This window comes from Cupriavidus sp. 2KB_3, assembly GCF_052115685.1.
In the GTDB taxonomy this organism is placed as follows: domain Bacteria; phylum Pseudomonadota; class Gammaproteobacteria; order Burkholderiales; family Burkholderiaceae; genus Cupriavidus; species Cupriavidus campinensis.
Genome location: NZ_JBFRHD010000030.1, coordinates 47,416 through 71,128, shown reverse-complemented (window position 1 = coordinate 71,128; position 23,713 = coordinate 47,416). Strand labels below are relative to the sequence as shown.

The following is a 23,713-nucleotide window of genomic DNA, read 5'->3' as shown; positions in this document are numbered from 1 at the left end:
GCAACTGCAGGATGGACTGCGCCAATACATTCACTACTACAATCATGACCGCATCAAGCTCAAACTAAAAGGGCTGAGTCCCGTGCAATACAGGACTCAGCCCTTTCCGGCCTAGCCATCAACCGTCCAACTTCTGGGGGTCAGTTCATGACGCGTGGCTTTTTTCGTAAGACTACGAGGTGCGTACTCAGTACGGCGTGGCCATGTCGTTGGCCACGCGCGCCCGGTCGCCCACGCGCAGGTTGCCGATATTGCTCTGCGTCACGGTGGCCATCCGGCCATCGTCCAGCCGCACGTTCACGCGATACACGGTCTGCGTATTGCTGCCCGCGCGTTTCTCGATCTGGTTGCCAGCCACCGCGCCCGCCACGGCACCGCCGATGGTCGCCACGGTCTGGCCGCGCCCGCCACCGATCTGGTGACCGAGCAGGCCGCCCGCCGCGCCGCCAATCACGGTGCCGAGCAGGCCCGAGCTGCCTTGCGTGGAGTTGATCGGCTCGATCGACTCCACGCGGCCGGTGAACACCGACCCGGCCGGGGCCTGGTAGGAGGCCTGGTTCGGGTCCTGGTAGCCCGTGTTAGGGGGTGCGTTGTTGTAGTTGCCATAGCCGTTGTAGCCCGGCTGCGCGCATCCTGCCAGGGTGGCCGCACAGGCCAGCGCGCCAAGGGCCAGCCACGATTTGTTGCGATGTTGCTGCATGGATAAGTCCTCCTCTATCGCTTGTTTGAGATGCCAACGCGCGGTGGGCAGGCGCCGCGCGTCCTGCCAATATGAGGCGATGCGGCCCACAAGGTTCCGCTGTGTCCGACAAACACCGACAACGCAGGCAAGGCGATTGACGAGGGCATCACACTACGGGCCGCCGCCACCTTGTATAATGCGGCCCTCCAAGGAAGCGTGGCCGAGTGGTTTAAGGCAGCAGTCTTGAAAACTGCCGATGGGGTGACCCATCCGTGAGTTCGAATCTCACCGCTTCCGCCAGACAATAAAAAGCCCCGCCATTCAGGCGGGGCGAAGCACTGCTGTGGAGCATTGACCCCCACGGTAATTCGGTCCTGGCGCTTACTCCAGCGTGATCTTGCCCTGCTCGATCACGGTCTTCCAGCGCTTCAGTTCCTCGTTCTCGAACTGGACGAACTGCTCCGGCGTGTTGGCGACGATCTCGAAGCCCTGCTCGCCCAGCTTCTTCTGCATCCCCGGCTCCTTCAGCGCGCTCACCAGCGCGCCGTGCAGGCGCGACTTCACGTCCGCCGGCAGGCCCTTCGGGGCGGCCACGGCCTGCCACGAATAGACTTCCACATCCTTGACGCCGGCCTCGGCCATCGTCGGCACGTCCGGCAGCAGGGCCGAGCGCTTGTCCGACGTAATCGCCAGCGCGCGCAGCTTGCCCGTGCGGATGTGCTGGATGACCGCGTTGAGGTTCTGGAACGAGACATCGACCTGGCCCGCGAGCAGGTCCGAAATGGCCGGCGCGCCGCCCTTGTACGGCACGTGCAGGCCGTCAGTGCCGCTCTTCTGCCAGAACAGCGCGGCGGTCAGGTGGTCGGACGACCCCGCGCCCGAGGTGGCGAAGCTCACCTTGCCCGGGTTCTTCTTCATATGGGCAACCAGCTCCGCCAGGTTCTTGGCCGGGAAGTTCGGGTTGGCCACCAGCACGTTCGGCGCGCGTACGGCCACGGTCAGCAGGTCGAAGTCCTTGGCCGGGTCATAGGCCAGGTTCTTCTGGAGGAACGGGTTGACCGCGTACACGCCAATCGAGGCCACCAGCAGCGTGTAGCCATCGGCCGGGGCACGCTTGACGAAGGTGGCTCCAATCGCGCCCGTCGCACCGGGGCGGTTGTCGATCACGAACGGCTGGCCCAGCTTGTCGTTGAGGGGCTGCGCCAGCACGCGGGCGATGGTGTCCGACGACCCGCCAGCCGGGAACGGCACCACCATTGTCACCGCCTTCTGCGGCCAGGCCGTGCCGGCCGCCACGGCCACACTGCTGACCGTGGCGCCCACGGCCAGGGCGACGAATACACCGGCAATCCGGCGGAACAGCGTCTTCTGTTTCAGCATTGTCTTGTCTCCTGTCTGACTGTCTTATCTTTAATGCCTTGATCCGTGACCGGAACGCGTTACCGCACCATGCACGGCGCCTTGTTGTTGAACTTCCACCCCGGGATCAGGAACTGCATGGCGATGGCGTCATCGCGCGCGCCCAGACCCTTCTCCTGATAGAGACGGTTGGCACGTGCCAGCGCGTCCATGTCGAGTTCCACGCCCAGCCCCGGCGTCTTGGGCACCTGCACCAGACCGCCCTCGATCTTCAGCGGGCTGCGCGTCAGGTGTTCGCCGTCCTGCCAGATCCAGTGCGTGTCGATGGCGGTGACGCGGCCCGGCGCGGCGGCGGCCACGTGGGTGAACATCGCCAGCGAGATGTCGAAGTGGTTGTTCGAGTGCGAACCCCAGGTGAGGCCCCACTCCGCGCACATCTGCGCCACGCGCACGGAACCCTGCATGGTCCAGAAGTGTGGGTCGGCCAGCGGAATGTCCACCGAGTGCAGGCGCACCGCGTGGCCCATCTGGCGCCAGTCCGTGGCGATCATGTTGGTGGCAGTCGGCAGGCCGGTGGCGGTGCGGAACTCGGCCATGATCTCGCGGCCCGAGTAGCCGTCCTCGGCACCGCAGGGGTCTTCGGCGTAGGCCAGGATGCCGTGCTTGTCGCGGCACAGGCGGATCGCGTCGGCCAGCAGCCAGCCGCCGTTGGGGTCCAGCGTCACGCGCGCCTTGGGGAAGCGCTCGTGCAGCGCGATGATGGCTTCCATCTCCTCGTCGCCGCGCAGCACGCCGCCCTTGAGCTTGAAGTCGTTGAAGCCGTAGCGCTCGTATGCGGCCTCGGCCAGGCGCACCACGCCCTTGGCGTCCATCGCCACTTCATTGCGCACGCGGAACCATTCGTTGTCGGCGTTCGGCTCGGTACGGTAGTCCAGCGTGGTCTTCTGGCGGTCGCCCACGTAGAAGAGGTAGCCGAGCATCTCCACGGCGTCGCGTTGCTGGCCTTCGCCGAGCAGCGCGGCCACGGGCACCTGCAGGTGCTTGCCGAGCAGGTCGAGCATTGCCGCCTCGATCGCCGTCACGGCATGGATCATGATGCGCAGGTCGAAGGTTTGCAGGCCGCGGCCACCGGCGTCGCGGTTCGCGAACGTCGCACGCACCTTGTTCAGCACAGCCTGGTACTGGCCGATCGGCTGACCCACCACCAGCGGACGCGCATCCTCCAGCGTCTGGCGGATGCCCTCCCCGCCCGGCACCTCGCCCACGCCGGTATTGCCGGCGCTGTCCTTGAGGATCACGATATTGCGGGTGAAGTACGGGCCGTGGGCGCCGGACAGGTTCATCAGCATGCTGTCGTGGCCCGCCACGGGCACGACGGTCAGCGCGGTGACGACGGGCGTGGCAACGCCGGCATGTTGGGATGCGGTCATGTGGATCTGTCTCCGAAATCGCGTTTCAGGGTGATGCCGGGTTCGCGCTCCAAGACGAGACTGCGCCCTGCTTGTGATGTTTGGCCGCCATACGCGACAGATCGATACCAATTATTGCAAGGGGTCTCGCAAACCTGTGCGTTATCTGTCATCGTATGACTTACGACGCAGTATAATGAGCGCATCTTGCGCCGGTCAATACCTCAGTTTCCCCTACCCATGTCCAATGTCCCGATGACTTCGCCCGCCCCCCTGCGCCGCCGCGGCCGTACGCTTGCCGAGGAAGTCGTGGGTAACCTGACCGACAGCATCCAGCAGGGCCAGATCAAGCCCGGCGACAAGCTGCCCACCGAATCCGAGATCATGGCCACGCTTGGCGTGAGCCGCACGGTGGTGCGCGAGGCACTTTCGCGCCTCCAGGCCAGCGGCCTGGTTGAGACCCGCCACGGCATCGGCACCTTCGTGCTGGCCCGCCCGGTCGAGACCCATTCGCCGTTCCGCATCGACCCCTCGGCCATGGTCACGGCCATGGACGTACTGGCGATGCTGGAATTCCGCGTCAGCCTGGAGGCCGAGGCCGCGAGCCTGGCCGCCACGCGGCGCAGCGACGAGCAGCTCACGGCCATCCGCCGCGCGCTCGACGACATGAAACGCAAGGCTTCCGAAGGCAGCGACGCCGTGGGCTCGGACTTCGAATTCCACCTGTCCATCGCGCGCGCCACCGGCAACCGCTATTTCACGGACATCATGGGCCACCTCGGCACGATGGTGATTCCGCGCAGCCGCCTGCAGGTCAGCACGCCCGAGCGCGAGCAGTACCTGGAGCGCGTCAACTTCGAGCACGAGAGCATCTACGATGCGATCGAGCGCCGCGACCCCGAGGCCGCCAAGGCCGCCATGCGCATGCACCTGACCAACAGCCGCGAGCGCCTGCGCAAGGCTTCCGCCATGGCCGGCTCCACCGGTTCTCCCGCCTGACGCCATGCGCGCGGCCCCGCTGGCAGTTGGGGGCGGCGCGGTTGCGGGCGACTTTCCGATGTCATATGATGTCTTATGACATGTTTCTGATACGACGCAGGATCGATACACCATGACTCTTACCGGCGAGATGCTGATCGGCGCAACTGCCATACGCGGCACCGAAGACACTTTCCAGGCGATTAACCCGGCCACGGGCGAGACGCTGGCCCCGACGTTCCACGGTGGCAATGCCGCCGATGTGGACCGCGCCTGCCAACTGGCCGAGGCGGCCTTTGATACCTATCGTGCGACCACGCCCGAGCAGCGTGCGCGCTTCCTCGAATCGATCGCCGAAGGCATCGAGGCACTGGGCGATGAACTGGTCCAGCGCGCGCACGCCGAAACGGCACTGCCCCTCGCCCGCCTGCAGGGCGAGCGCGGCCGTACCGCCGGCCAGCTGCGCCTGTTTGCGCGCGTGGTGCGTGATGGCCGCTGGCAAGACGCCACGCTCGACAGCGCCCTGCCCGAGCGCACCCCGCCGCGCCCCGACCTGCGCATGCAGAACATTCCCGTGGGTCCGGTGGCGGTGTTCGGCGCCAGCAACTTCCCGCTCGCATTCTCGGTGGCCGGCGGCGATACCGCCTCCGCGCTGGCCGCAGGCTGCCCGGTGGTCGTGAAGGCCCACCCGGCGCATCCGGGCACCTCGGAGCTGGTCGGACGTGTGATTCAAAAGGCAGTTGCCGACAATGGCCTGCCGGAAGGCGTGTTCTCGCTCGTGATGGGCGCCGGCATCGCCATCGGTACGGCGCTGGTTGCCCATCCGGTGATCCAGGCCGTGGGCTTCACCGGCTCGCGCACGGGCGGCATGGCGCTGGTCAAGGTCGCCAACGAGCGTCCGCAGCCGATTCCGGTCTACGCCGAGATGAGCAGCATCAACCCGGTCTACCTGCTGCCCGAGGCGCTGGCCGCGCGCGGCGAAGCCATTGCGCGTGACCTGGTGGAATCGCTGGTGATGGGCGTGGGCCAGTTCTGCACGAATCCCGGCCTGCTGCTGGCCATCGAAGGCCCGGCGCTGGACGCCTTCCGCGCCGCCGCCGTGGCAGCGGTGTCGGCCAAGGCCGCCGGCACGATGCTGACGCCGGGCATCCATCAGGCATTCGAGCGTGGCGTAGCCCAGCTGTCCGCCGTGGAAGGCCTGACCCGCCCGGGTTGCGGCCTGGCAGGCACGGGTCCGAACCAGGCACGTCCGGCATTCTTCGAGACGACCGCCGAGCGCTTTATCGCCGATCACCGCATGCATGCCGAAGTATTCGGCCCGTCGACGGTGCTCGTCACCTGCCGCGACGTGGACACACTGCTGGCCGTCACCCGCATCCTGGAAGGCCAGCTGACGGCCACGGTGCAGGCTGACGCCGGCGACCAGGCCGTGGCCGCGCGCCTGCTGCCGGCGCTGGAACGCAAGGTGGGCCGCGTGCTGTTCAACGGTTACCCGACTGGCGTGGAAGTGTCGTTCGCGATGGTGCACGGCGGCCCGTTCCCGGCCACCTCGGACACCCGCACGACCTCGGTGGGCGCTTCGGCGATCGACCGCTTCCTGCGTCCGGTGTGCTACCAGAACGTGCCGGCCGCCCTGCTGCCGGCAGCCGTGCAGGATGGCAACCCGCTGAACCTGTGGCGCCTGAAGGACGGCGAACTCGGCCGGGCATGAGCCTCATCCCAGTCCTGATGAACGAAAAAACGGCCGCGCAAGCGGCCGTTTTTCATGGCGGAGGGCGTTCCAGCCGCGGTCAGGCGGCAACCCGCACCGGCGCCGAACTCGGCGTGGTGACCGGCGACGATACCGGCGGCGGAATCACCGGCGCGTTGCCGCGCGAGCGCCCCGAACTCAGGTAGTCGGCAATCGACTCCTGCGTGACTTCGCCGAGGTAGACCCCCTCGCCATCCACCACGGGCAGCCAGCTCGTGTTGTGCTGGTACATCCGCGACAGCACGATGCGCAGGTGCTCGTCGAACGCGGCGCTGACCGCGAACGGGCGCAGCACGTCGGCGCAGCTGCCGCCCTTGGCCAGCGCGTTGCGCACGTCGCGGCGCGTGACGTAGCCCAGCGCGCGTTGTGCATCATCGATCACCGGCAGGTGGCGCACGTCGGCTTCGTCCATCACGCCGAACGCCTCCGCCAGCGACATGTCCGGACGGCAGCTCGGCGGCATCGTCGCCGCATCGCCCGCGCGCACCAGCAGCAGGCGCTTGAGCGTGTTGTCATGGCCGATGAAGGCCTGCACGAAGTCGTCCGCCGGGTGGGCCAGCAGCGCGTCCGGATGGTCGAACTGCACCAGTTGCCCGCGCCGGAACACGGCCACCTTGTCGCCCAGCTTGATGGCCTCGTCGATGTCGTGCGACACCATGATCACGGTCTTGCCCAGCTGCCGCTGCATCTGGAAGAACTCGTTCTGGATGCTCTCCCGGTTGATCGGGTCCACCGCGCCGAACGGCTCGTCCATCAGCAGCACGGGGGCGTCCGCCGCCAGCGCGCGGATCACGCCGATGCGCTGCTGCTGGCCGCCCGACAGCTCGCGCGGGTAGCGGCCCAGCATCTTGTCCGGGTCGAGCTGCACCATCGACATCAGCTCCCGGGCGCGCTCGCGGCAGCGGCGCTTGTCCCAGCCGAGCAGGCGCGGCACGACCATGATGTTTTCCTCGATCGTCATGTTCGGGAACAGGCCGATCTGCTGGATCACATAGCCGATCTTGCGGCGCAGCGTCACGCCGTCGATGCCGGCGGTGTCCTCGCCCTCGATGCGGACCGTGCCCGAGGTGGGCTCGATCAGCCGGTTGATCATCTTGAGCGTGGTGGTCTTGCCGCAGCCCGAGGGGCCCAGGAAGACGCAGATCTCGCCCTTGGGCACCGTCATCGAGACGGCGTCCACGGCGCGCACTTCCGTGCCGTCCTTCTGGTGGAAAGACTTGGTGAGTTGGTCGAGTTCGATCATGGTTGGCGGATTCCTTTCGGCGTGAGCGCGCGCTGCAGGGCTTGCAGGCCGGCGTCCGCCGCGATGGCGAGCACGCTGACGAGGACCGCGCCCACCGCCAGCTTGCTCATGTTGCTCTGGCTGATCGCTTGCAGGATCAGTACCCCAAGGCCACCGGCGCCAATGATGGCGGCAATGGTGGCCACGCCGATGTTCATCACCACGGCCGTGCGCACGCCGCCCAGGATCACCGGCACGGCCAGCGGCAGGTCCACCAGCCGCAGGCGCTGCCAGGTGGTCATGCCGATGCCGCGCCCGGCTTCCTGGATGCCGGGGTCGACATTGGCCAGCGCCGTGTACGTGTTGCGCATGATCGGCAGCAGCGAGTACAGGAACACGGCGGTCACCGCCGGCACGTAGCCAAGCGCGTGGCCGAAGCGCGCGAAGATCGGGATCATCAGCCCGAACAGCGCGATGGACGGCAGCGTCAGCACCACCGTGGCCAGCGCCAGCAGCGGCGTGGCCAGGAAGCGGTGGCGCGTGATCAGGATGCCGAGCGGCACCCCGATCAGGATGGCCAGCCCCACGGCGGAGCCCACCAGCGCCAGATGCTCGCCGGTCAGCCGCAGCAGTGTCGGCCAGCTATGCGCGAGATAAGTCAGCAAATCCATGGGCGGCTCCTCAAATCAGTCCGTGGCTGCGCAGGAAGTCTCCCGCCACCTTGTCCACCGGCTGCTGGCCGATATCGACCTGATAGTTCATGTCGGTCATCGCCGCGTTGTCGAGCTGGGCGGACAGGGCGTTGAGCAGGCCGGCCAACTCCGGCCGCTTGTCGAGCACGGCCTTGCGGACGACCGGCACGGCGTTGTACGGCGGGAAGAAGTGCAGGTCGTCCTCCAGCAGCACGAGGTCGAAGCCCTTCACGCGGCCATCGGTGGTGTAGACCAGGCCCAGATCCACCTGATTGTTCTTGAGCGCGGTGTAGACCAGGCCGGGATCGAGCTGAATCACGTCCTTGCGGCCCGGCGGCAGCTGGTAGGCGGCTTTGAGCGGCTCCAGGCCGTCCGGGCGCGCTGCGAACTCCATATCCACGGCGAACGGGCGGGCCTTGTCATCGGCAGCCTTCTCGCGCAGCTTGGCGGCATAGGCCGACAGCGTGGTCAAGCCCGGCTCGGCGCGCTCCTTCGGCATGGCCAGCGCGTAGGTGTTGTTGACCCGGGAGGCGTCCAGCCAGATCAGCCCCTTGGCGGCGTCCAGCTGCTTCACGCGGGCGTAGCTCTGCTCGGCGTCAAGCTTTTCCTCGACCTTGTTGAAGACGATCAACGCAGTGCCGGTGTAGTCCCACACCACGTCCAGCTGGCCGGATTCCATGGCCTGGCGCATCAGCGTGCTGCCCAGACCCGAGGTGACTTCCGTGTTGATGCCCTTGGCGCGCAGGTACTGCGTGGTCATCGACGACAGGATCAGCTGCTCGGTGAAGTTCTTGCCGCCCACCCGCACGGGCTCGCCGGCCGGCTGTTGCGCGCGGGCCGGGGCAGTGCCCAGCAGCACGGCGGCAGCCGCCACGCCCACCACGGCGAACAGCCAGTACAGCCGGCGTTCCCAGTTTCGTTGCATTCCCATGTGATTCGACTCCTCAGTACGCCAGCCCACGGCGGCGCAGATAGATATGGCCGGCGGCGGCGAACAGCGCGTCCAGCAGCAGCGCGAGCAGCGCGGTAGCCGCGGCGCCCAGCAGCAGCAGCGGCTGGTTGTTCAGGTAGATGCCCGGGAAGATCAGCTCGCCAAGGCTGTTGGCGCCAATCAGGAACGAGAGCGGCACGGTGCCCACGTTGATCACCAGGCTGATGCGCACCCCGGCCAGGATCACGGGCAGCGCGTTGGGCAGTTCCACGCGCACCAGGCGCTGGCACGGCGTCATGCCGATACCGCGCGCGGCCTCGCGCAGGGCCGGCGAGACGTTGCGCAGCCCTTCGTACGTATTGCGCACGATGGGCAGCAGCGACGCCAGCCACAGCGCCAGCACCGCCGGGCGCTCGCCAATGCCGAGCACCGCCAGCGCAAGCGCCAGCACGGCCAGCGACGGCACGGTATTGCCGATATTGAAGATCTGCATCAGGCGGTCCGCCCAGCGGCGCATGCAGGGCCGGCTCAGGGCGATGCCCGCGGGCACGCCGGTGATGAGCGCCATCGCCATCGAGATGGCGACCAGACGGAGGTGGTCGCCCACGTCGTACAAGAGACGCTCGTGATATCGATGAATCACATCCACACCAATCCACGCGACCAGACCGGCCAGCGCAGCGGCAATGACACCGCTCCAGGCCAGCGCCCGGATGGTTTGCTTCGACATATTCCCCCTTTCCAACGCCAGGGGCGGCATCATGAGATTCATGCGCCACTTCCCGGAAGCGGAAAACAAAAGGGCCGGCGGTAGTTCGGATGGGTGCCCGCCGGGGCCCGGTTCAGATTGCCTTGCCGCCATGACCGGCACGATTGCCGGCGGACGGACTTGTGGCTGCCACGCGAAAGGGGCGGGACAGCCTTGTGAAGGGGATTCGCGGGGTGCAGCGGTGGGTGCGAATCGCCCGGTAGCGGCGCAATCGGATCGCATCGATCCGGCTTGGCCAGTGGCGGCGACTGGTGTCGTTGTGAAAACGCGCTTCGGTGGGCGCCGCCGGTCAATCGGCCGTTGCTGGACAACGGATTGCGGGGATTCCGGCACAGACCGACCCACAGCAATTTCCAGCAACGGATGACAAAGAGAGCGCTATTCTACACAACTTCTGTCAACCTGTCATCTTCGCGTTTTCCGCCGCGGTTTCGGGCGGCTTCTTCTGCGATCTGGCAGCGATCTTCCGACTGCCGATACGCTGGTCAGCCCGTTGCATCCATGCGCCGACTGCATGCTCACTTGCAGCATGAGTGGAACAATCTGTTGCCCGTCGGCCGTCTACCGCTTTGCCACCAAACCCCTACATTTACGGGTATGCAGAGACGGCCGAGGGCCGTCCGCCACAGGAGAACAAACAACATGGAAACCCGCACTCTCGCCACCGTTCCGGCCACCGCCCAGGAGACCGTAGCGCGCTCGCGCTCCGTCGACCGCGTGGTGCGCGGCATTGCCACGTCCGATGGCGCCGGGGTGAAGCTCACCCGCGTGCTGACGCAGAACCTGCAACGCCGGCTGGACCCGTTCCTGATGCTCGATGCCTTCGGCACCGACAACAAGGACGACTACATCGGCGGCTTCCCTGATCACCCGCACCGGGGCTTCGAGACCATCACCTACATGCTGGCTGGCCGCATGCGTCACCGCGACAGCGCCGGCAATGAAGGGCTGCTTGAAGGCGGCGGCGCGCAGTGGATGGTGGCCGGCTCCGGCGTGGTGCACTCGGAACTGCCCGAGCAGGAAGACGGCCGCATGGAAGGCTTCCAGCTCTGGCTGAACCTGCCCGCCGCGGACAAGATGACCACGCCGTGGTACCGCGACATGCCGGCTACGTCGATCCCGACCGTGGCGCTGCCTTCGGGCGGCACCGTGCGCGTGCTGGCTGGCGCCACCCACGGCGTGGCCGGGGCCATGACGCGCCCGGTCACCGCGCCGATCTACCTCGACGTGAACCTGCCCGCCGGGCAGACCTTCACGCAGGCCCTGCCCGCCGGCCATAACGCCTTTATCTATGTGCATCAGGGCGAAGTGCGGATTGGCGACGCGGTGGTGGAAGCGCAGCGCATGGGCGTGCTCGACAACAACGGCCAGGCCGATGGCGTGGTCGTGACCGCCTCGGGCGACGCGCAGTTCCTGGTGATTGCCGGCCAGCCGCTGAACGAGCCGATTGCGCAGTACGGCCCGTTCGTGATGAACACGCAGGAACAGATCTACCAGACGCTGGCCGACTTCCGCGAAGGCCGCTTTGGCGTGGCCGCCAGTGCCTGACCACCCTAACCCACCCACCCTCCCACTCCCCTGCCCCGGCGCCCGCCGGGGCTCTTGCTGACCGCCGCCCTGTCCTCGTGACAGCGCGGCGGTTTTTTCATGCCCGCGTGCTCGGCACGCGACTTGCAACCTGCCTGTAACCGTTGTGGGCCATGGCCTGCGGCCGGAAACGGCCCGCCGAACCCCCGCGCACTTATATAATCCACAGCAAATTCCGGGCATCACGACACCATGATGATGACAACCTGCCGCGCGGCGATGCTGCGCCACGCACAGCCGCTGTCACGTGCCTGATTTCAACGTTGCTGCCACAACAATCCGAGCCGCCTCAGTGACATTACAACTTCCCCCCAGGCTGGCGCTTGCCCACATCACCAAGCGCTATCCCGGCGTGACCGCCAATGACGACGTGAGCCTCTCCGTCGCTCCCGGCGAGATCCACGCCGTTCTTGGCGAGAACGGCGCCGGCAAATCCACCCTCATGAAGATCATCTTCGGCGCGGTCCGCCCGGACGCCGGCGAGGTGCACTTCAACGGGGCGCCGGTCGCCATCGCCAACCCGCACGATGCCCGCAACCTGGGCATCGCCATGGTCTTCCAGCATTTCTCGCTGTTCGACACCCTGACCGTGACCGAGAACATCGCGCTCGGCCTTCCGCCGAAGGAAGTCGGCGGGATGAAACAGCTGGCCGAACGCATCCGAGCCACGGCGGCGCGCTACGGCCTGCCGCTGGAGCCGAACCGCCACGTGCACACGCTGTCCGTGGGCGAGCGCCAGCGCGTGGAGATCGTCCGCGCGCTGCTGGCCCGGCCGCAACTGCTGATCCTGGACGAGCCGACCTCGGTGCTGACCCCGCAGGCCGTGGAGACGCTGTTCGTCACGCTGCGCCAGCTGGCCGAGGAAGGCACCAGCATCCTCTATATCAGTCACAAGCTCGATGAAATCCGGGCGCTGTGCCATCACGCCACCGTGATGCGGATGGGCCGGGTGACCGGCGTCTGCGACCCGCGCGCGGAAAGCGCGGCGTCGCTGTCGCGGCTGATGATCGGCGGCGAGCCGCCGCGCGAGGCCCGCGTGACCACCGAGCGCGGGCCGGTGCGGCTGGCCGTGCGCGACCTCTCGGTGCCGCGCGCGCACGCCTTCGCCACCGAACTGCAACAGATTGCGCTCGATGTGCATGCGGGCGAGATCGTCGGCATCGCCGGGGTGTCCGGCAACGGCCAGCAGGAACTGCTGGCGGCGCTTTCCGGCGAGGACCCGCGCGGCGCGGCGGGCAGCGTGCAGATCGACCACCAGCCGGTGGGCCGGCTCGACGCCGCCGCCCGCCGCCGCGTGGGGCTGGCCTTCGTGCCCGAGGAGCGGCTTGGCCGGGGCGCGGTGCCGGGCATGAGCCTGTCGGCCAACACCCTGCTGTCGCACCAGACGCCGCCCTATGTGCGGGGCGGCATGGTGTCGCCGAAGGCGGCCGAGGGCCTGGCGGCCGGCATCATCAGCCGTTTCCGCGTCAAGGCCAGCGGGCCGGCGGCGCTGGCGCGCAGTCTGTCGGGCGGCAATCTCCAGAAATTCATCGTCGGACGCGAGATCGAAAGTGGCCCGAAAGTGCTGATCGTGGCACAGCCCACCTGGGGCGTGGACGTGGGCGCCGCCGCGCAGATCCACAACGAGATCCTCGCGCTGAAGGCCACCGGCTGCGCCGTGCTGGTCGTGTCCGAGGAACTCGACGAGCTGTTCGGCCTGTGCGACCGGCTCCATGTGATGGCCAAGGGACACCTGTCGCCGTCGATTCCCGTGGAATCGGCCACGCGCGAGCAGGTGGGCCTGTGGATGAGCGGCTTATGGGAGGGCGGGCCGGCCAGCGAACGGCCGCACGCCGCCACGGAGGAGGCTAGCCATGGCTGATCTCCGCTCCCCGCTGACGCTGGCGCCGCGCGGCGCCCCGTCGCGCCCGATGGCCTATGCCTCGCCGGTGTTCGCGCTGGTACTGACGCTGCTGTTCGGCGCGCTGCTGTTCCTGGTGCTCGGCAAGGACCCGGTGGCCGCGCTCAAGGTATTCCTGGTCGATCCGCTGAAAGACAAGCGCGCGATTGGCGAGGTGCTGCTCAAGACCGTGCCGCTGGTGCTCTGCGCGCTGGGGCTGTCGGTCTGCTACCGGGCCAATGTCTGGAACATTGGCGCCGATGGGCAGCTGATCCTCGGCGGCATCTTCGCCGGGGCCGCCGTGCTCTATTTCGACACACCGGGCCACACCATCGCCGGGCCGGCGGTGCTGGTCATCGCCGGGCTGGCCGGCATTATCGGCGGCATGGCCTGGGCGGCCATCACCGCGCTGCTCAAGGACCGCTTCAACGCCAACGAGATTTTGGTCTCGCTGATGCTGACCTACATCGCCCAGCAGTTGCTGCTGTGGGTGGTCAACGGGCCGCTGAAGGACCCGGCGGGGATGAACTTCCCGCAGTCGAAGGTGTTCTCGTCCGAGTTCCTGCTGCCGAACCTGCTGTCCGGCTCGCGGCTGCACGTGGGCTTCCTGGTCATGCTGGTGCTGGTGGCGGCGATGACGGTGTTCGTCTTCCGCAGCTTTGCCGGCTTCCGGCTCCAGGTGGGCGGCACCGCCCCACTGGCCGCGCGCTACGCCGGGTTCTCGTCGCGCAAGGCGCTGTGGAGCGCGCTGATGATCTCGGGCGGCACCGCCGGGCTGGCGGGCGCGTTCGAGGTGACGGGGCCGATCGGCCAGCTGCTGCCCTCGATCTCGCCCGGCTACGGCTTCACGGCCATCATCGTCGCCTTCGTGGGGCGGCTGCATCCGGTGGGCGCCGTGTTCGGCGGCATCGTCATGTCGCTCTTCTATATAGGCGGCGAGATGGCGCAGTCGCGCCTGGGGCTGCCCTCGGCCATCGGCTGGGTGTTCCAGGGCATGCTGCTGTTCTTCCTGCTGGCGTGCGACACGCTGATCGACAACCGCCTGCGCTGGCGCGCCCGGGCCGCCTGAACCGGAGCCGACAAGAATATGGAACAACTCGCTCCCCTGATCGCCACGGCGATCAACGCCGGCACCCCGCTGCTGCTGGCCGCGCTGGGCCTGCTCGTCAACGAGCGCGCCGGCGTGCTTAACCTCGGCGCCGAAGGCATGATGCTGGTGGCTGCCGCGTTCGGCTTCATGGTCGGCTACCAGACCCAGTCGCCCATGCTCGGCTTCGCGGCCGGCGCACTGGCGGGCATGCTGATGGCCACGCTGTTCTCGTGGCTGGCGCTGGTGCTGGCCACCAACCAGGTGGCCACGGGCCTGGCGCTGTCGATCTTCGGCACCGGCCTCTCGGCCTTCATGGCGCAGCGCTTCGTCGGCTACGCCATGCCCGCGCAGGCCAAGTCGGTGCCGTTCCTGGCCGACCTGCCCTTTGTCGGGCCGGCCTTCTTCCAGCATCACTGGATGGTGTATTTCAGCATTCTGCTATGTGCTGCGATCGCGTGGTTCCTGTTCCGCACGCGGGCCGGGCTGACGCTGCGCGCGATTGGCGAGTCCCCGGAGTCCGCCCATGCGCTGGGCTACCCGGTGCGCTGGATCCGCTTTGGTGCCCTGCTGTTCGGCGGCGCCTGCTGCGGGCTGGCGGGCGCGTACCTGTCGCTGGTCTATACGCCGATGTGGGTGGAGAACCTTGTCTCGGGCCGGGGCTGGATCGCGCTGGCACTGACCACCTTCGCCACGTGGCGCCCGGGCCGGGTGCTGGTGGGCGCGTGGCTGTTCGGCGGCGTGACCATCCTCCAGTTCTATTTGCAGGGCATTGGCGTGTCGGTGCCGTCGCAGGTGCTGTCGATGCTGCCGTACGCGGCCACCATCGTCGTGCTGGCGCTGATTTCGCGGAACCCGGCGTGGATCCGGCTCAATATGCCGGCCTCGCTGGGCAAGCCGTTCCGCCCGGGCAATGCCTGATTTTTCGTCGTTTTTCGAGCCAACCAGTCGTCAAAACCAAACGCATCACAAGACGTTTTTCAAGGAGAGATCGATGATCGTGTCACGCAGGACCACCCTGGCAGCCCTGGCCGCCACCGCCGTACTGGCCCTGGCCGGCTGCGGCAAAAAAGAGGCCGACAAGCCGGCCGAGACGGCAGGCCCGGCCTCCGCGCCGGCCGCCGCCGCCAGCGAACCGCTCAAGGTGGCATTCGTCTACATCGGCCCGGTGGGCGATGCCGGCTGGACCTTCGCCCATGACGCCGGCCGCAAGGCGGTGGAAGCCAAGTTCGGCGACAAGGTGAAGACCTCGTTCGTCGAGAACGTGCCCGAGTCCGCCGCTGACGCCGAGCGCGTGTTCCGCGACCTGGCCAGCCAGGGCAACAAGTTGATCTTCGGCACCACGTTCGGCTATCAGGAGTCGATGCTGAAGGTGGCCAAGGAATTCCCGGACGTGAAGTTCGAGCACGCCACCGGCTTCAAGACCGCCGACAACCTCGCCCAGTACGACGTGCGCACCTATGAAGGCGCCTACCTGGCCGGCGTGGTGGCCGGCAAGATGAGCAAGTCGGGCAAGATGGGCGTGGTGGCGTCGGTGCCGATTCCCGAGGTCATCCGCAACATCGACTCGTTCGCGCTCGGCGCACGCAGCGTGAACCCCAAGGCCACCGTCAAGGTGGTGTGGGTGAACAAGTGGTTCGATCCGGGCAAGGAGCGCGAAGCCGCCACCACCCTGATCGGCCAGGGCGTGGACATGCTGATGCAGAACACCGACTCCGCCGCCGTGGTGCAGACCGCGCAGGAAAAGGGCGTCTACGCGTTCGGCTGGGACAGCGACATGAGCAAGTTCGGCGAGAAGGCCCACCTGGCCGCCTCCGTGATCACCTGGGGCGTCTACTACAACAAGGTGGTGGAAGACGTGCTGAACAAGCAGTGGAAGAACAGCACCACGTGGTGGGGCCTCAAGGAAGGCATGATCGACCTGAAGGGTTTCAACGCCGTGGTGCCGGATGACGTGAAGGCGCTGGTCGAGGAACGCAAGAAGGGCGTGATCGACGGTACCGCCCCGATCTGGAAGGGTCCGCTCAAGGACAACGCCGGCAAGGAACAGCTGGCCAAGGATCAGGTCGCCGACGACAAGTTCCTGCACGACATCAAGTTCTACGTGGAAGGCGTGGAAGGCAACGTGCCGGGCTGATCGCCGGTTTCGGCCTGACTGACCTCCCCCTCTGTCCGCTGCCTCGGGCAGAGGGGGAACTTGAATCCCCCTGCATCGGCCCAAGTTATCCGTGCATGCGCAAATGGCGCGTGTGTTGCGTGTGTTGCGTGTGGATAAGGAGGCCCATATGTGGAAGCGATTTTCGGCCCTGTGGACGCTGGTGCGCCGCGACGGCAGCCTGCTCTGGTTCGCGCTGCGTCATCCCGACGCGCCCGCGTGGCTCAAGCCTGCCGCACTGGGGCTGGTGTTCTACGCCATCTCCCCGATCGACCTCATTCCAGATTTCATCGCCGGGCTCGGCATCGTCGATGACGTGGTACTGATTCCGCTGGCCGTCCACCTGATCCTGAAGCGGCTGCCGCCGCACATTTTGCGCCAGGCGACGATGCGCGCCACCGCGACCACGGTCCGGTCGCGCTGACGGCAACGTCCCACCCGACTCTCTACTCAGGCCGCCGGCGTTCCGGCGGCTTTTTCGTCTTCGAAGCAGTGCCGCGCGAGTTCCACCAGCAGCAGTTCGGCCGTGGCAAGGTTGGTCGCGCACGGCACATTGTGGACGTCGCACGCCCGGACCAGCGCGTTGATGTCCGGTTCATGCGGCTGCGGCGTCATTGGGTCGCGCAGGAAAATCACCGCAGTCACCTTGCCCTCGGCCAGCTGCGCGCCGATCTGGAGATCGCCGCCCCACGGGCCGGACAGCATGCGCTCCACCTCGAGGCCGGTTTCGGCCGCGATGCGGCCGCCGGTGGTGCCGGTGGCCAGCAGCTCGCAGCGCACCAGCATCTCGCGGTGACGGCCCGCGAAGGCCACGATGTCGTCCTTCTTGTGATCGTGCGCAATCAGCGCGATGCGCGGCTTGCCCATCAGAACGTCCCCGGGTACGAGCCGCCGTCCAGCAGCACGTTCTGGCCCGTCATGTAGGCGGCCTGCTTGCTGCACAGGAACGCGCAGGTCGCGCCGAATTCGGCCGGCTCGCCAAAACGGCGCGAGGGGTTGGCGGCGGCACGCTTGGCGGCCACTTCCTCCACGCTCAGGCCGGCCTTCTTGGCGCCGCCTTCCATGGTCTTGAACAGGCGGTCCGTGTTGAACGGGCCGGGCAGCAGGTTGTTCACGGTCACGCCGTGCTGCGCCACTTCGCGCGCCAGGCCGGCCACGAAGCCGGTCAGGCCCGAGCGTGCGCCGTTGGAAAGGCCCAGCACGTCGATCGGTGCCTTGACCGCGCCGCTCGTGATGTTGACGATGCGGCCCCACTTGCGCGCGATCATGCCGTCCACGGTGGCCTTGATCAGCTCGATCGGGGTCAGCATGTTGGCGTCGATGGCGGCGAGCCAGGCGTCGCGGTCCCAGTCACGGAAATTGCCCGGGGGCGGGCCGCCGGCGTTGTTGACCAGGATGTCGAGGTCGCCCAGCTTGGCCGCGGCGTCCAGCGCGAGCTTGCGACCCTCGGGCGTGGTGATGTCCGTGGCCACGGCCAGCACGCGGCGGCCATGGCGGGCGCGCAGGTCGGCAGCGGCCTTTTCCAGCGCATCGGCGCCGCGCGCCACGATCACCACGTCCACCCCTTCGGCCGCCAGCGCGTCGGCGCACGCAAACCCGAGTCCCTTGCTGGCGCCACACACCAGCGCATGCTTACCGCGCAGTCCGAAATCCATTGCTTGCTCTCCTTCCTTGGTTGCTAAGACCGGGCGCCGGCTCTTGGTGCGGCGTCCCGGTTGCTCTCGAAAATATTCAGGCCCGGCGGCTCGACAACAGATACATGCCGCCCAGCACCAGCGCGCTGCCGGCGATCTGCCAGCCCGTGATCGGCTCGCCGAGCAGCCAGAATGCCAGCAGCAGCGTCGAGACCGGGCCGATCATGCCCGCCTGCGATGCCATCGGCGCGCCGATGCGCGCCACCGCGATCATCGTCAGCGACACCGGCAGCACCGTGCAGAACACCGCATTGACAAGTGACAGCCACATCACCGGTGCCGGCTGCGCCAGCGCCGCCAGCGGACGGCCCAGCGCCACATACTGCACCACGCAGCAGGCCGTGGACACGCACATCGCGTAGGCCACCAGCCGCAGCGAGCCGACGCGCTTGACCAGCTCGCCGCTCAGGATCAGGTACACACCATACGACAAGGCGCTGGCCAGCACCAGCGCGCCACCCAGCCAGACCTGCGCACCGCTCACATCCAGGTCATGGGCGAACACCAGCACGATGCCGGCATACGCCAGCAGCAGGGACATCCACTGCCGCGCATGGATTGGCCGATGGAACACCAGCGCCGTGGTCAGCAGCACGAAGGACGGCGTCAGGAACAGGATCAGCCGTTCCAGGCCGGCGGTGATGTACTGCAGGCCGAGGAAATCGAGAAAACTGGACAGGTAATAGCCGATGAAGCCCAGGAAGGCCACCCGGCCGCGATCGGCCCAGGACAGCGCCGGCAGCTTGCGCGCCTGCCACCAGCCGATGGCCATGAACAGCGGCACCGCGAACAGCATGCGCAGCGTGATGACCATGACGGCATCGACGCTGTAGCGGTACATCAGCTTGGCCACGATGGCCTTGGCGGAAAACAGCACGGCACCGACGGCCGCGACGGCGAGCCCATAGCGCTGCGGCGCGGGCAGCTCGACGGGCGTGGACAGGGACTTCTGGGAAGCAGGCACGGGAGACGCAGGGTTCGGATGCCGGCCGCGGCCGCGAGGGGGTGACGCGAGGAAGACGCGGGGCCGGAACGCGTCGATTGTATGTCAAAAGGCGCAACGCGCGCCGGGGTGCCGCGCGCGGCATGAGCAGCTTTCCCCTACAATGGCCCGCGCCCCGCCAAGCCTTGTCGGCGGGGCGCCAAGACGATACCAGGCCACACCCTGCCATATAAGAAACACGGAGACTCCGAGCCATGCCCTTCCCGTTCGCCCGCGCCGTCCTTGCCACCGGCGTCCTGTTCGCCGCCGCGGCCACCCCTGCCGGCGCCGCCGATGCCTTCCCCGCCAAGCCGATCCGCTTCATCGTGCCCTACGCCGCCGGCGGCACCACGGACCTCGTCGCCCGCACCGTCGGCCAGCGCGTGGCCGAGAAGCTCGGCCAGCCGGTTGTGGTGGAAAACCGCCCCGGCGCAGGCGGCAACATCGGCATGGAAGCCGTGGCCAAGGCGCCTGCCGATGGCTACACCATTGGCTTCGGCGCGATTTCGACGAACGCGCTCAATCCCCATATCTACAAACACGTGCCGTTCGACCCCCGCAAGGACTTCACGGCGATCAGCCTGCTGGGCACCTCGACCATCGTGCTGGAAGTCAGCGAAAGCCTGCCCGTGAAGACGGTGCCGGAGCTGATTGCCTATGCCAAGGCACACCCGGGCCTGACCTACGCCACGGCTGGCACCGGCACGTCGATGCACCTGGCCGGCGCGATGTTCTCCCAGATGACCCAGACCGGCCTGACCCACGTGCCCTACAAAGGCAGCAGCCCGGCCATCAACGACCTGCTCGGCGGCCATATCCAGGTGATGTTCGATAACCTGCCCGCCTCGCTGCCCCATATCCAGGCGGGCAAGCTGCGCGCGCTGGCGGTGGCCGGCAAGACCCGTGCGCCGTCGCTGCCCAACGTGCCGACCCTGGCCGAGGCCGGCCTGCCCGGCTACGCCGTGGAGCCGTGGTTCGGCGTCTACGGCCCGGCCAACCTGCCGGCGCCTGTGGTGCAGGCGCTCAACGCGGCCTTCGTGGAGGCGCTGGCCCGCCCCGAGGTGCGCGACAAGCTGCAACAGGCCGGTTTCAATCCGAAGGGATCGAGCGCGGCCGAACTCCAGACGCTGACGCAGACCGAGTACGAGCGCTTTGGCAAAGTGGCGAAGTCGGCCGCCATTACGGTGGACTGAGGCGCAGCGAGATCAAAGGCGGTGCCCGGCGACCACGATGGCGGCGTAGATGGCCGCGTGGAGCGGGGCGGCATCCATTACAATCCCGCTGCATCGGGCGCCGCGCCTGCCTTGCCAGGCCAGCGCGCCCACCACTCTCCGCCGAGCCTGCCGCCGCCATGAAACAAGACCCGCGTTTCCCCAATCTCTTCATCCTTAATCACCCGCTGATCCAGCACAAGCTCTCGCACATGCGCGACAAGGAAACGTCCACGCGCACGTTCCGCGAGCTGCTGCGCGAGATCACGCTGCTGATGGGCTACGAGATCACGCGCAACCTGCCGCTGACCACGCGCCGCATCGAGACCCCGCTGGTGCCGCTGGATGCCCCGGTCATCGCCGGCAAGAAGCTGACCATCGTGCCGGTGCTGCGCGCCGGCGTGGGCATGAGCGATGGTCTGGTCGAGCTGATTCCGTCGGCCCGCATCGGCCATATCGGCGTGTACCGCGATGAACAGCATCGCCCGGTGGAGTACCTGGTGCGCCTGCCGGACGTGGAAGACCGCAGCTTCATCCTCTGCGACCCGATGGTCGCCACCGGCTATTCGGCCGCGCATGCGGTGGACGTGCTCAAGCGGCGCGGCGTGAAGGACGAAGCCATCACCTTCGTGGCGCTGGTGGCCGCGCCGGAAGGCGTGGAAGTGTTCCAGAAGGCCCACCCGGGCGTGCGGCTGTACGTGGCGTCGCTGGACAGCCACCTGGACGACCACGCCTACATCATCCCGGGCCTGGGCGACGCCGGCGACCGGCTGTTCGGCACCAAGAACTGATGTGAAACGTGAGGCGCTTGATGCGCCTCAATGTTTATGCGCGATCCAGTTGGCGGTGCATTTCCCGCACTTGCTGCTGTTGCGCTAAACGAGCCCTACTTCTTCCGTCCGCCGCCGCCCAGCAGGCTGCCCAGCACGCCACGGACCAGTTCCCGGCCGACTTGCGAGGCGAGCGTCCGGCCGGCGGACTTGGCCATCGATTCGAGGATCGAGTCGCCGCGGCCGGTCTTGCCGGTGCCCTTGGTCAGCGTGCCGAAGATGTCGCCGGCCCAGCTGCTGCCGCCTTCCTCGGCCTGCGGTTGGGGGGTGCCGGGCCTGGCGGTCGTGCCGGGCTTTTGCGCCGATGCTTCGCCGTTGCCGGCCGTCGCCACGCTGCCGCGCAGCTTCTCGTAGGCCGATTCCCGGTCCACGGTCTTCTCGTAGGTGCCGGCCACGAGCGAATTGGCGATCAGGGCCTTGCACTCGTCGGGCGTGGCCGGGCCGATGCGGCTGCCCGGGGGCAGTACCCACGCCCGCTCGGTGACGACCGGCGTCCCCTTGGCGTCCAGGCAGGAGATCAACGCCTCGCCCACGCCCAGTTCGCCAATCGCCTGTTCCAGATTGAGCTTCGGATTTGGCCGCATGGTCGTGGCGGCCACCTTCACCGCCTTCTGGTCACGCGGCGTGAACGCGCGCAGCGCATGCTGCACGCGGTTGCCAAGCTGGCCGAGCACGGTATCCGGAATGTCCACGGGGTTCTGCGTCACGAAGTACACACCAACGCCCTTCGACCGCACGAGCCGCACCACCTGTTCGATCTTGTCCAGCAGCGCCTTGGGGGCGTCGTTGAACAGCAGGTGCGCCTCGTCGAAGAAGAAGACCAGCTTGGGCTTGTCCAGGTCACCGGCCTCGGGCAGGCGCTCGAACAGCTCGGACAGCATCCACAGCAGGAAGGTGGCGTACAGCCGGGGCGCATTCATCAGCTTGTCGGCGGCGAGGATGTTGACGACGCCCTGCCCCTTCTCGGTCTGGATAAAGTCCTCCAGGTTCAGCATCGGCTCGCCAAAGAACTTGTCCGCGCCCTGCGACTCCAGCGCGATCAGCCCGCGCTGGATCGCGCCGATGGAGGCCGCCGAGATGTTGCCGTACTCGGTGGTGAACTGGCTGGCGTTGTCGCCCACGTGCTGGAGCATCGCGCGCAGGTCCTTGGCGTCGAGCAGCAACAGGCCGTTGGCATCGGCGATGCGGAACACGAGGTTCAGCACACCCTGCTGGGTGTCGTTGAGTTCGAGCATCCGCGCCAGCAGCAACGGCCCCATGTGCGAGACCGTGGCGCGCACCGGATGCCCCTTTTCGCCGAAGACATCCCAGAGCGTGGTCGGGCAGGCACCCCAGGCCGGTTCGGGCAGGCCGTGTTCCGCCAGGCGGGCCTTGAGCTTGTCCGAGGGCTTGCCGACCTGAGATATGCCTGACAGATCACCTTTGACGTCCGCCATGAACACCGGCACCCCCAGGCGCGAGAACCCCTGCGCCAGCGTTTGCAGCGTGACGGTCTTGCCGGTACCGGTGGCGCCGGTGATGAGACCGTGCCGATTCCCCATCTCGGGCAGCAGTACGAGCTCGCAGTCGGCGTTCTTGGCGATGAGGATGGGGTCGGCCATGATGGTCTCGTCGTAATCGCGGTGTCTTCCAGATCGGAAGACAGGGGCCGCGTGATAAAATCCTGCGCTGATTATAGCCAGCAAATCGGCACATCCATCACATGGCGTGGCCGCCGGAAGCGCCACCCAGCACGCTGCACGACAGCTATTCCGCCTCGGAGAGAATCATGGCCGGTCACTCAAAATGGGCCAATATCAAACACAAGAAAGCCGCTGCTGACGCCAAGCGGGGCAAGATCTGGACGCGCCTGATCAAGGAAATCACCGTGGCCGCCAAGCTTGGCGGCGGCGATGCCGACTCCAACCCGCGCCTGCGCCTGTCGATCGACAAGGCCATGGACGCGAACATGCCCAAGGACAACATCCAGCGCGCGATCCAGCGCGGCGTGGGTGGCCTGGAAGGCGCGAACTACGAGGAAATCCGCTACGAAGGCTACGGCCTGGCCGGCGCGGCGATCATCGTGGACTGCCTGACCGACAACCGTACCCGCACCGTGGCCGAAGTCCGCCACGCGTTCTCGAAGCACGGCGGCAACATGGGCACGGAAGGCTCGGTGGCCTTCATGTTCACCCACTGCGGCCAGTTCCTGTTCGCCCCGGGCACGCCCGAGGACAAGCTGATGGATGCCGCGCTCGAAGCCGGCGCCGATGACGTCGTGACCAACGACGACGGCTCGATCGAAGTGACCTGCCCGCCCAACGACTTCCCGGCGGTCAAGACCGCCCTCGAAGCGGCCGGTTTCAAGGCCGAGCTGGCGGATGTGGTGATGAAGCCGCAGAACGAGGTGAGCTTCACCGGCGACGACGCGGTCAAGATGCAGAAGCTCCTGGACGCCCTGGAAAACCTGGACGACGTACAGGAAGTCTTCACCAACGCGGTGATCGAGGACTAAGT

23 protein-coding genes and 1 tRNA gene are annotated in these 23,713 nt (G+C 67.2%); 13 read left to right on the top strand and 11 right to left on the bottom strand.

The window, feature by feature from the left end; all coding sequences use genetic code 11:
• A partial coding sequence (locus tag AB4120_RS25760; protein WP_441592170.1) for an IS3 family transposase occupies nt 1–115 on the top strand: 115 nt, incomplete at its 5' end.
• 72 nt (nt 116–187) lie between these two features.
• Here AB4120_RS25760 and AB4120_RS25755 read toward each other — a convergent pair.
• Nucleotides 188–700: a glycine zipper 2TM domain-containing protein gene (locus AB4120_RS25755; RefSeq protein WP_149136474.1), complete on the bottom strand. Its 513-nt coding sequence runs from the start codon at nt 698–700 to the stop codon at nt 188–190.
• 192 nt (nt 701–892) lie between these two features.
• On the opposite strand from AB4120_RS25755, the gene AB4120_RS25750 reads away from it, so the two are divergent.
• A tRNA-Ser gene (locus tag AB4120_RS25750) sits at nt 893–982 on the top strand.
• Between the two features lie 81 nt (nt 983–1,063).
• On the opposite strand, the gene AB4120_RS25745 is transcribed toward AB4120_RS25750, so the two are convergent.
• Nucleotides 1,064–2,062 carry a Bug family tripartite tricarboxylate transporter substrate binding protein gene (locus AB4120_RS25745; RefSeq protein WP_149136475.1) on the bottom strand — a complete coding sequence of 333 codons (999 nt, stop codon included), beginning with the start codon at nt 2,060–2,062 and terminating at the stop codon, nt 1,064–1,066.
• A gap of 59 nt (nt 2,063–2,121) precedes the next feature.
• The gene (gene gudD / locus AB4120_RS25740) at nt 2,122–3,471 is read right to left on the bottom strand and encodes a glucarate dehydratase (protein ID WP_149136476.1); all 1,350 of its coding nucleotides are present in this window, start codon (nt 3,469–3,471) and stop codon (nt 2,122–2,124) included.
• A gap of 219 nt (nt 3,472–3,690) precedes the next feature.
• On the opposite strand from gudD, the gene AB4120_RS25735 reads away from it, so the two are divergent.
• Together AB4120_RS25735 and AB4120_RS25730 are read left to right on the top strand one after the other, a co-directional pair.
• Nucleotides 3,691–4,449 carry a FadR/GntR family transcriptional regulator gene (locus tag AB4120_RS25735; RefSeq protein ID WP_144197507.1) on the top strand — a complete coding sequence of 253 codons (759 nt, stop codon included), beginning with the start codon at nt 3,691–3,693 and terminating at the stop codon, nt 4,447–4,449.
• 112 nt (nt 4,450–4,561) lie between these two features.
• A complete protein-coding gene (locus AB4120_RS25730) occupies nt 4,562–6,139 on the top strand; it encodes an aldehyde dehydrogenase (NADP(+)) (protein ID WP_149136477.1) in 1,578 nt (525 codons plus the stop codon).
• 79 nt (nt 6,140–6,218) lie between these two features.
• Here AB4120_RS25730 and AB4120_RS25725 read toward each other — a convergent pair whose 3' ends face one another.
• The 4 genes from AB4120_RS25725 to AB4120_RS25710 are packed head-to-tail and all read right to left on the bottom strand — an operon-like array spanning nt 6,219 to nt 9,753.
• Nucleotides 6,219–7,421, bottom strand: a complete 1,203-nt coding sequence (locus tag AB4120_RS25725; RefSeq protein ID WP_144197505.1) for an osmoprotectant ABC transporter ATP-binding protein OsmV — start codon at nt 7,419–7,421, stop codon at nt 6,219–6,221.
• Nucleotides 7,418–8,071, bottom strand: a complete 654-nt coding sequence (locus AB4120_RS25720; protein ID WP_144197504.1) for an ABC transporter permease — start codon at nt 8,069–8,071, stop codon at nt 7,418–7,420. The genes AB4120_RS25725 and AB4120_RS25720 overlap by 4 nt, the downstream gene beginning before the upstream one ends.
• Before the next feature lie 10 nt (nt 8,072–8,081).
• Nucleotides 8,082–9,023 (bottom strand): glycine betaine ABC transporter substrate-binding protein, encoded by a 942-nt coding sequence (locus AB4120_RS25715; protein ID WP_441643003.1) that lies wholly within the window; start codon nt 9,021–9,023, stop codon nt 8,082–8,084.
• 13 nt (nt 9,024–9,036) lie between these two features.
• On the bottom strand, nt 9,037–9,753 hold the full coding sequence (locus AB4120_RS25710; protein ID WP_441643002.1) for an ABC transporter permease: 717 nt from the start codon (nt 9,751–9,753) through the stop codon (nt 9,037–9,039).
• A gap of 681 nt (nt 9,754–10,434) precedes the next feature.
• On the opposite strand from AB4120_RS25710, the gene AB4120_RS25705 reads away from it, so the two are divergent.
• The 6 genes from AB4120_RS25705 to AB4120_RS25680 all read left to right on the top strand — a co-directional run bounded on the left by AB4120_RS25705 (nt 10,435) and on the right by AB4120_RS25680 (nt 16,924).
• The gene (locus tag AB4120_RS25705; RefSeq protein WP_149136480.1) at nt 10,435–11,340 is read left to right on the top strand and encodes a pirin family protein; all 906 of its coding nucleotides are present in this window, start codon (nt 10,435–10,437) and stop codon (nt 11,338–11,340) included.
• Nucleotides 11,341–11,671: 331 nt separating this feature from the next.
• Nucleotides 11,672–13,240: an ABC transporter ATP-binding protein gene (locus AB4120_RS25700; RefSeq protein ID WP_441643001.1), complete on the top strand. Its 1,569-nt coding sequence runs from the start codon at nt 11,672–11,674 to the stop codon at nt 13,238–13,240.
• The gene (locus AB4120_RS25695) at nt 13,233–14,327 is read left to right on the top strand and encodes an ABC transporter permease (protein WP_144197499.1); all 1,095 of its coding nucleotides are present in this window, start codon (nt 13,233–13,235) and stop codon (nt 14,325–14,327) included. Before AB4120_RS25700 ends, AB4120_RS25695 begins: the two co-directional genes overlap by 8 nt.
• 18 nt (nt 14,328–14,345) lie before the next feature.
• A complete protein-coding gene (locus AB4120_RS25690) occupies nt 14,346–15,266 on the top strand; it encodes an ABC transporter permease (RefSeq protein ID WP_144197498.1) in 921 nt (306 codons plus the stop codon).
• 73 nt (nt 15,267–15,339) lie between these two features.
• Complete coding sequence (locus tag AB4120_RS25685) at nt 15,340–16,482, top strand: BMP family ABC transporter substrate-binding protein (protein WP_149136482.1); 1,143 nt, start codon at nt 15,340–15,342, stop codon at nt 16,480–16,482.
• 148 nt (nt 16,483–16,630) lie between these two features.
• Entirely contained in the window at nt 16,631–16,924 is a 294-nt protein-coding gene (locus tag AB4120_RS25680; protein ID WP_149136483.1) for a YkvA family protein, read from the top strand.
• A gap of 26 nt (nt 16,925–16,950) precedes the next feature.
• On the opposite strand, the gene AB4120_RS25675 is transcribed toward AB4120_RS25680, so the two are convergent.
• The 3 genes from AB4120_RS25675 to AB4120_RS25665 all read right to left on the bottom strand — a co-directional run bounded on the left by AB4120_RS25675 (nt 16,951) and on the right by AB4120_RS25665 (nt 19,158).
• Complete coding sequence (locus AB4120_RS25675) at nt 16,951–17,370, bottom strand: methylglyoxal synthase (RefSeq protein ID WP_149137571.1); 420 nt, start codon at nt 17,368–17,370, stop codon at nt 16,951–16,953.
• Nucleotides 17,367–18,155 carry an SDR family oxidoreductase gene (locus AB4120_RS25670; RefSeq protein ID WP_144197495.1) on the bottom strand — a complete coding sequence of 263 codons (789 nt, stop codon included), beginning with the start codon at nt 18,153–18,155 and terminating at the stop codon, nt 17,367–17,369. The genes AB4120_RS25675 and AB4120_RS25670 overlap by 4 nt, the downstream gene beginning before the upstream one ends.
• Nucleotides 18,156–18,231: 76 nt before the next feature.
• Complete coding sequence (locus AB4120_RS25665) at nt 18,232–19,158, bottom strand: DMT family transporter (RefSeq protein WP_392388452.1); 927 nt, start codon at nt 19,156–19,158, stop codon at nt 18,232–18,234.
• A 233-nt stretch (nt 19,159–19,391) separates the two neighbouring features.
• Between AB4120_RS25665 and AB4120_RS25660 the strand changes: the two genes are divergently transcribed.
• Complete coding sequence (locus AB4120_RS25660; protein WP_149136484.1) at nt 19,392–20,369, top strand: Bug family tripartite tricarboxylate transporter substrate binding protein; 978 nt, start codon at nt 19,392–19,394, stop codon at nt 20,367–20,369.
• 158 nt (nt 20,370–20,527) lie between these two features.
• Complete coding sequence (gene upp / locus AB4120_RS25655; RefSeq protein WP_149136485.1) at nt 20,528–21,178, top strand: uracil phosphoribosyltransferase; 651 nt, start codon at nt 20,528–20,530, stop codon at nt 21,176–21,178.
• A 95-nt stretch (nt 21,179–21,273) separates the two neighbouring features.
• Here the strand turns inward: upp and AB4120_RS25650 are convergent, their stop codons facing one another.
• On the bottom strand, nt 21,274–22,818 hold the full coding sequence (locus AB4120_RS25650; RefSeq protein ID WP_441643000.1) for a helicase HerA-like C-terminal domain-containing protein: 1,545 nt from the start codon (nt 22,816–22,818) through the stop codon (nt 21,274–21,276).
• Nucleotides 22,819–22,985: 167 nt separating this feature from the next.
• On the opposite strand from AB4120_RS25650, the gene AB4120_RS25645 reads away from it, so the two are divergent.
• A complete protein-coding gene (locus tag AB4120_RS25645) occupies nt 22,986–23,711 on the top strand; it encodes a YebC/PmpR family DNA-binding transcriptional regulator (protein WP_144197491.1) in 726 nt (241 codons plus the stop codon).
• The last annotated feature ends 2 nt before the right edge of the window (nt 23,712–23,713 follow it).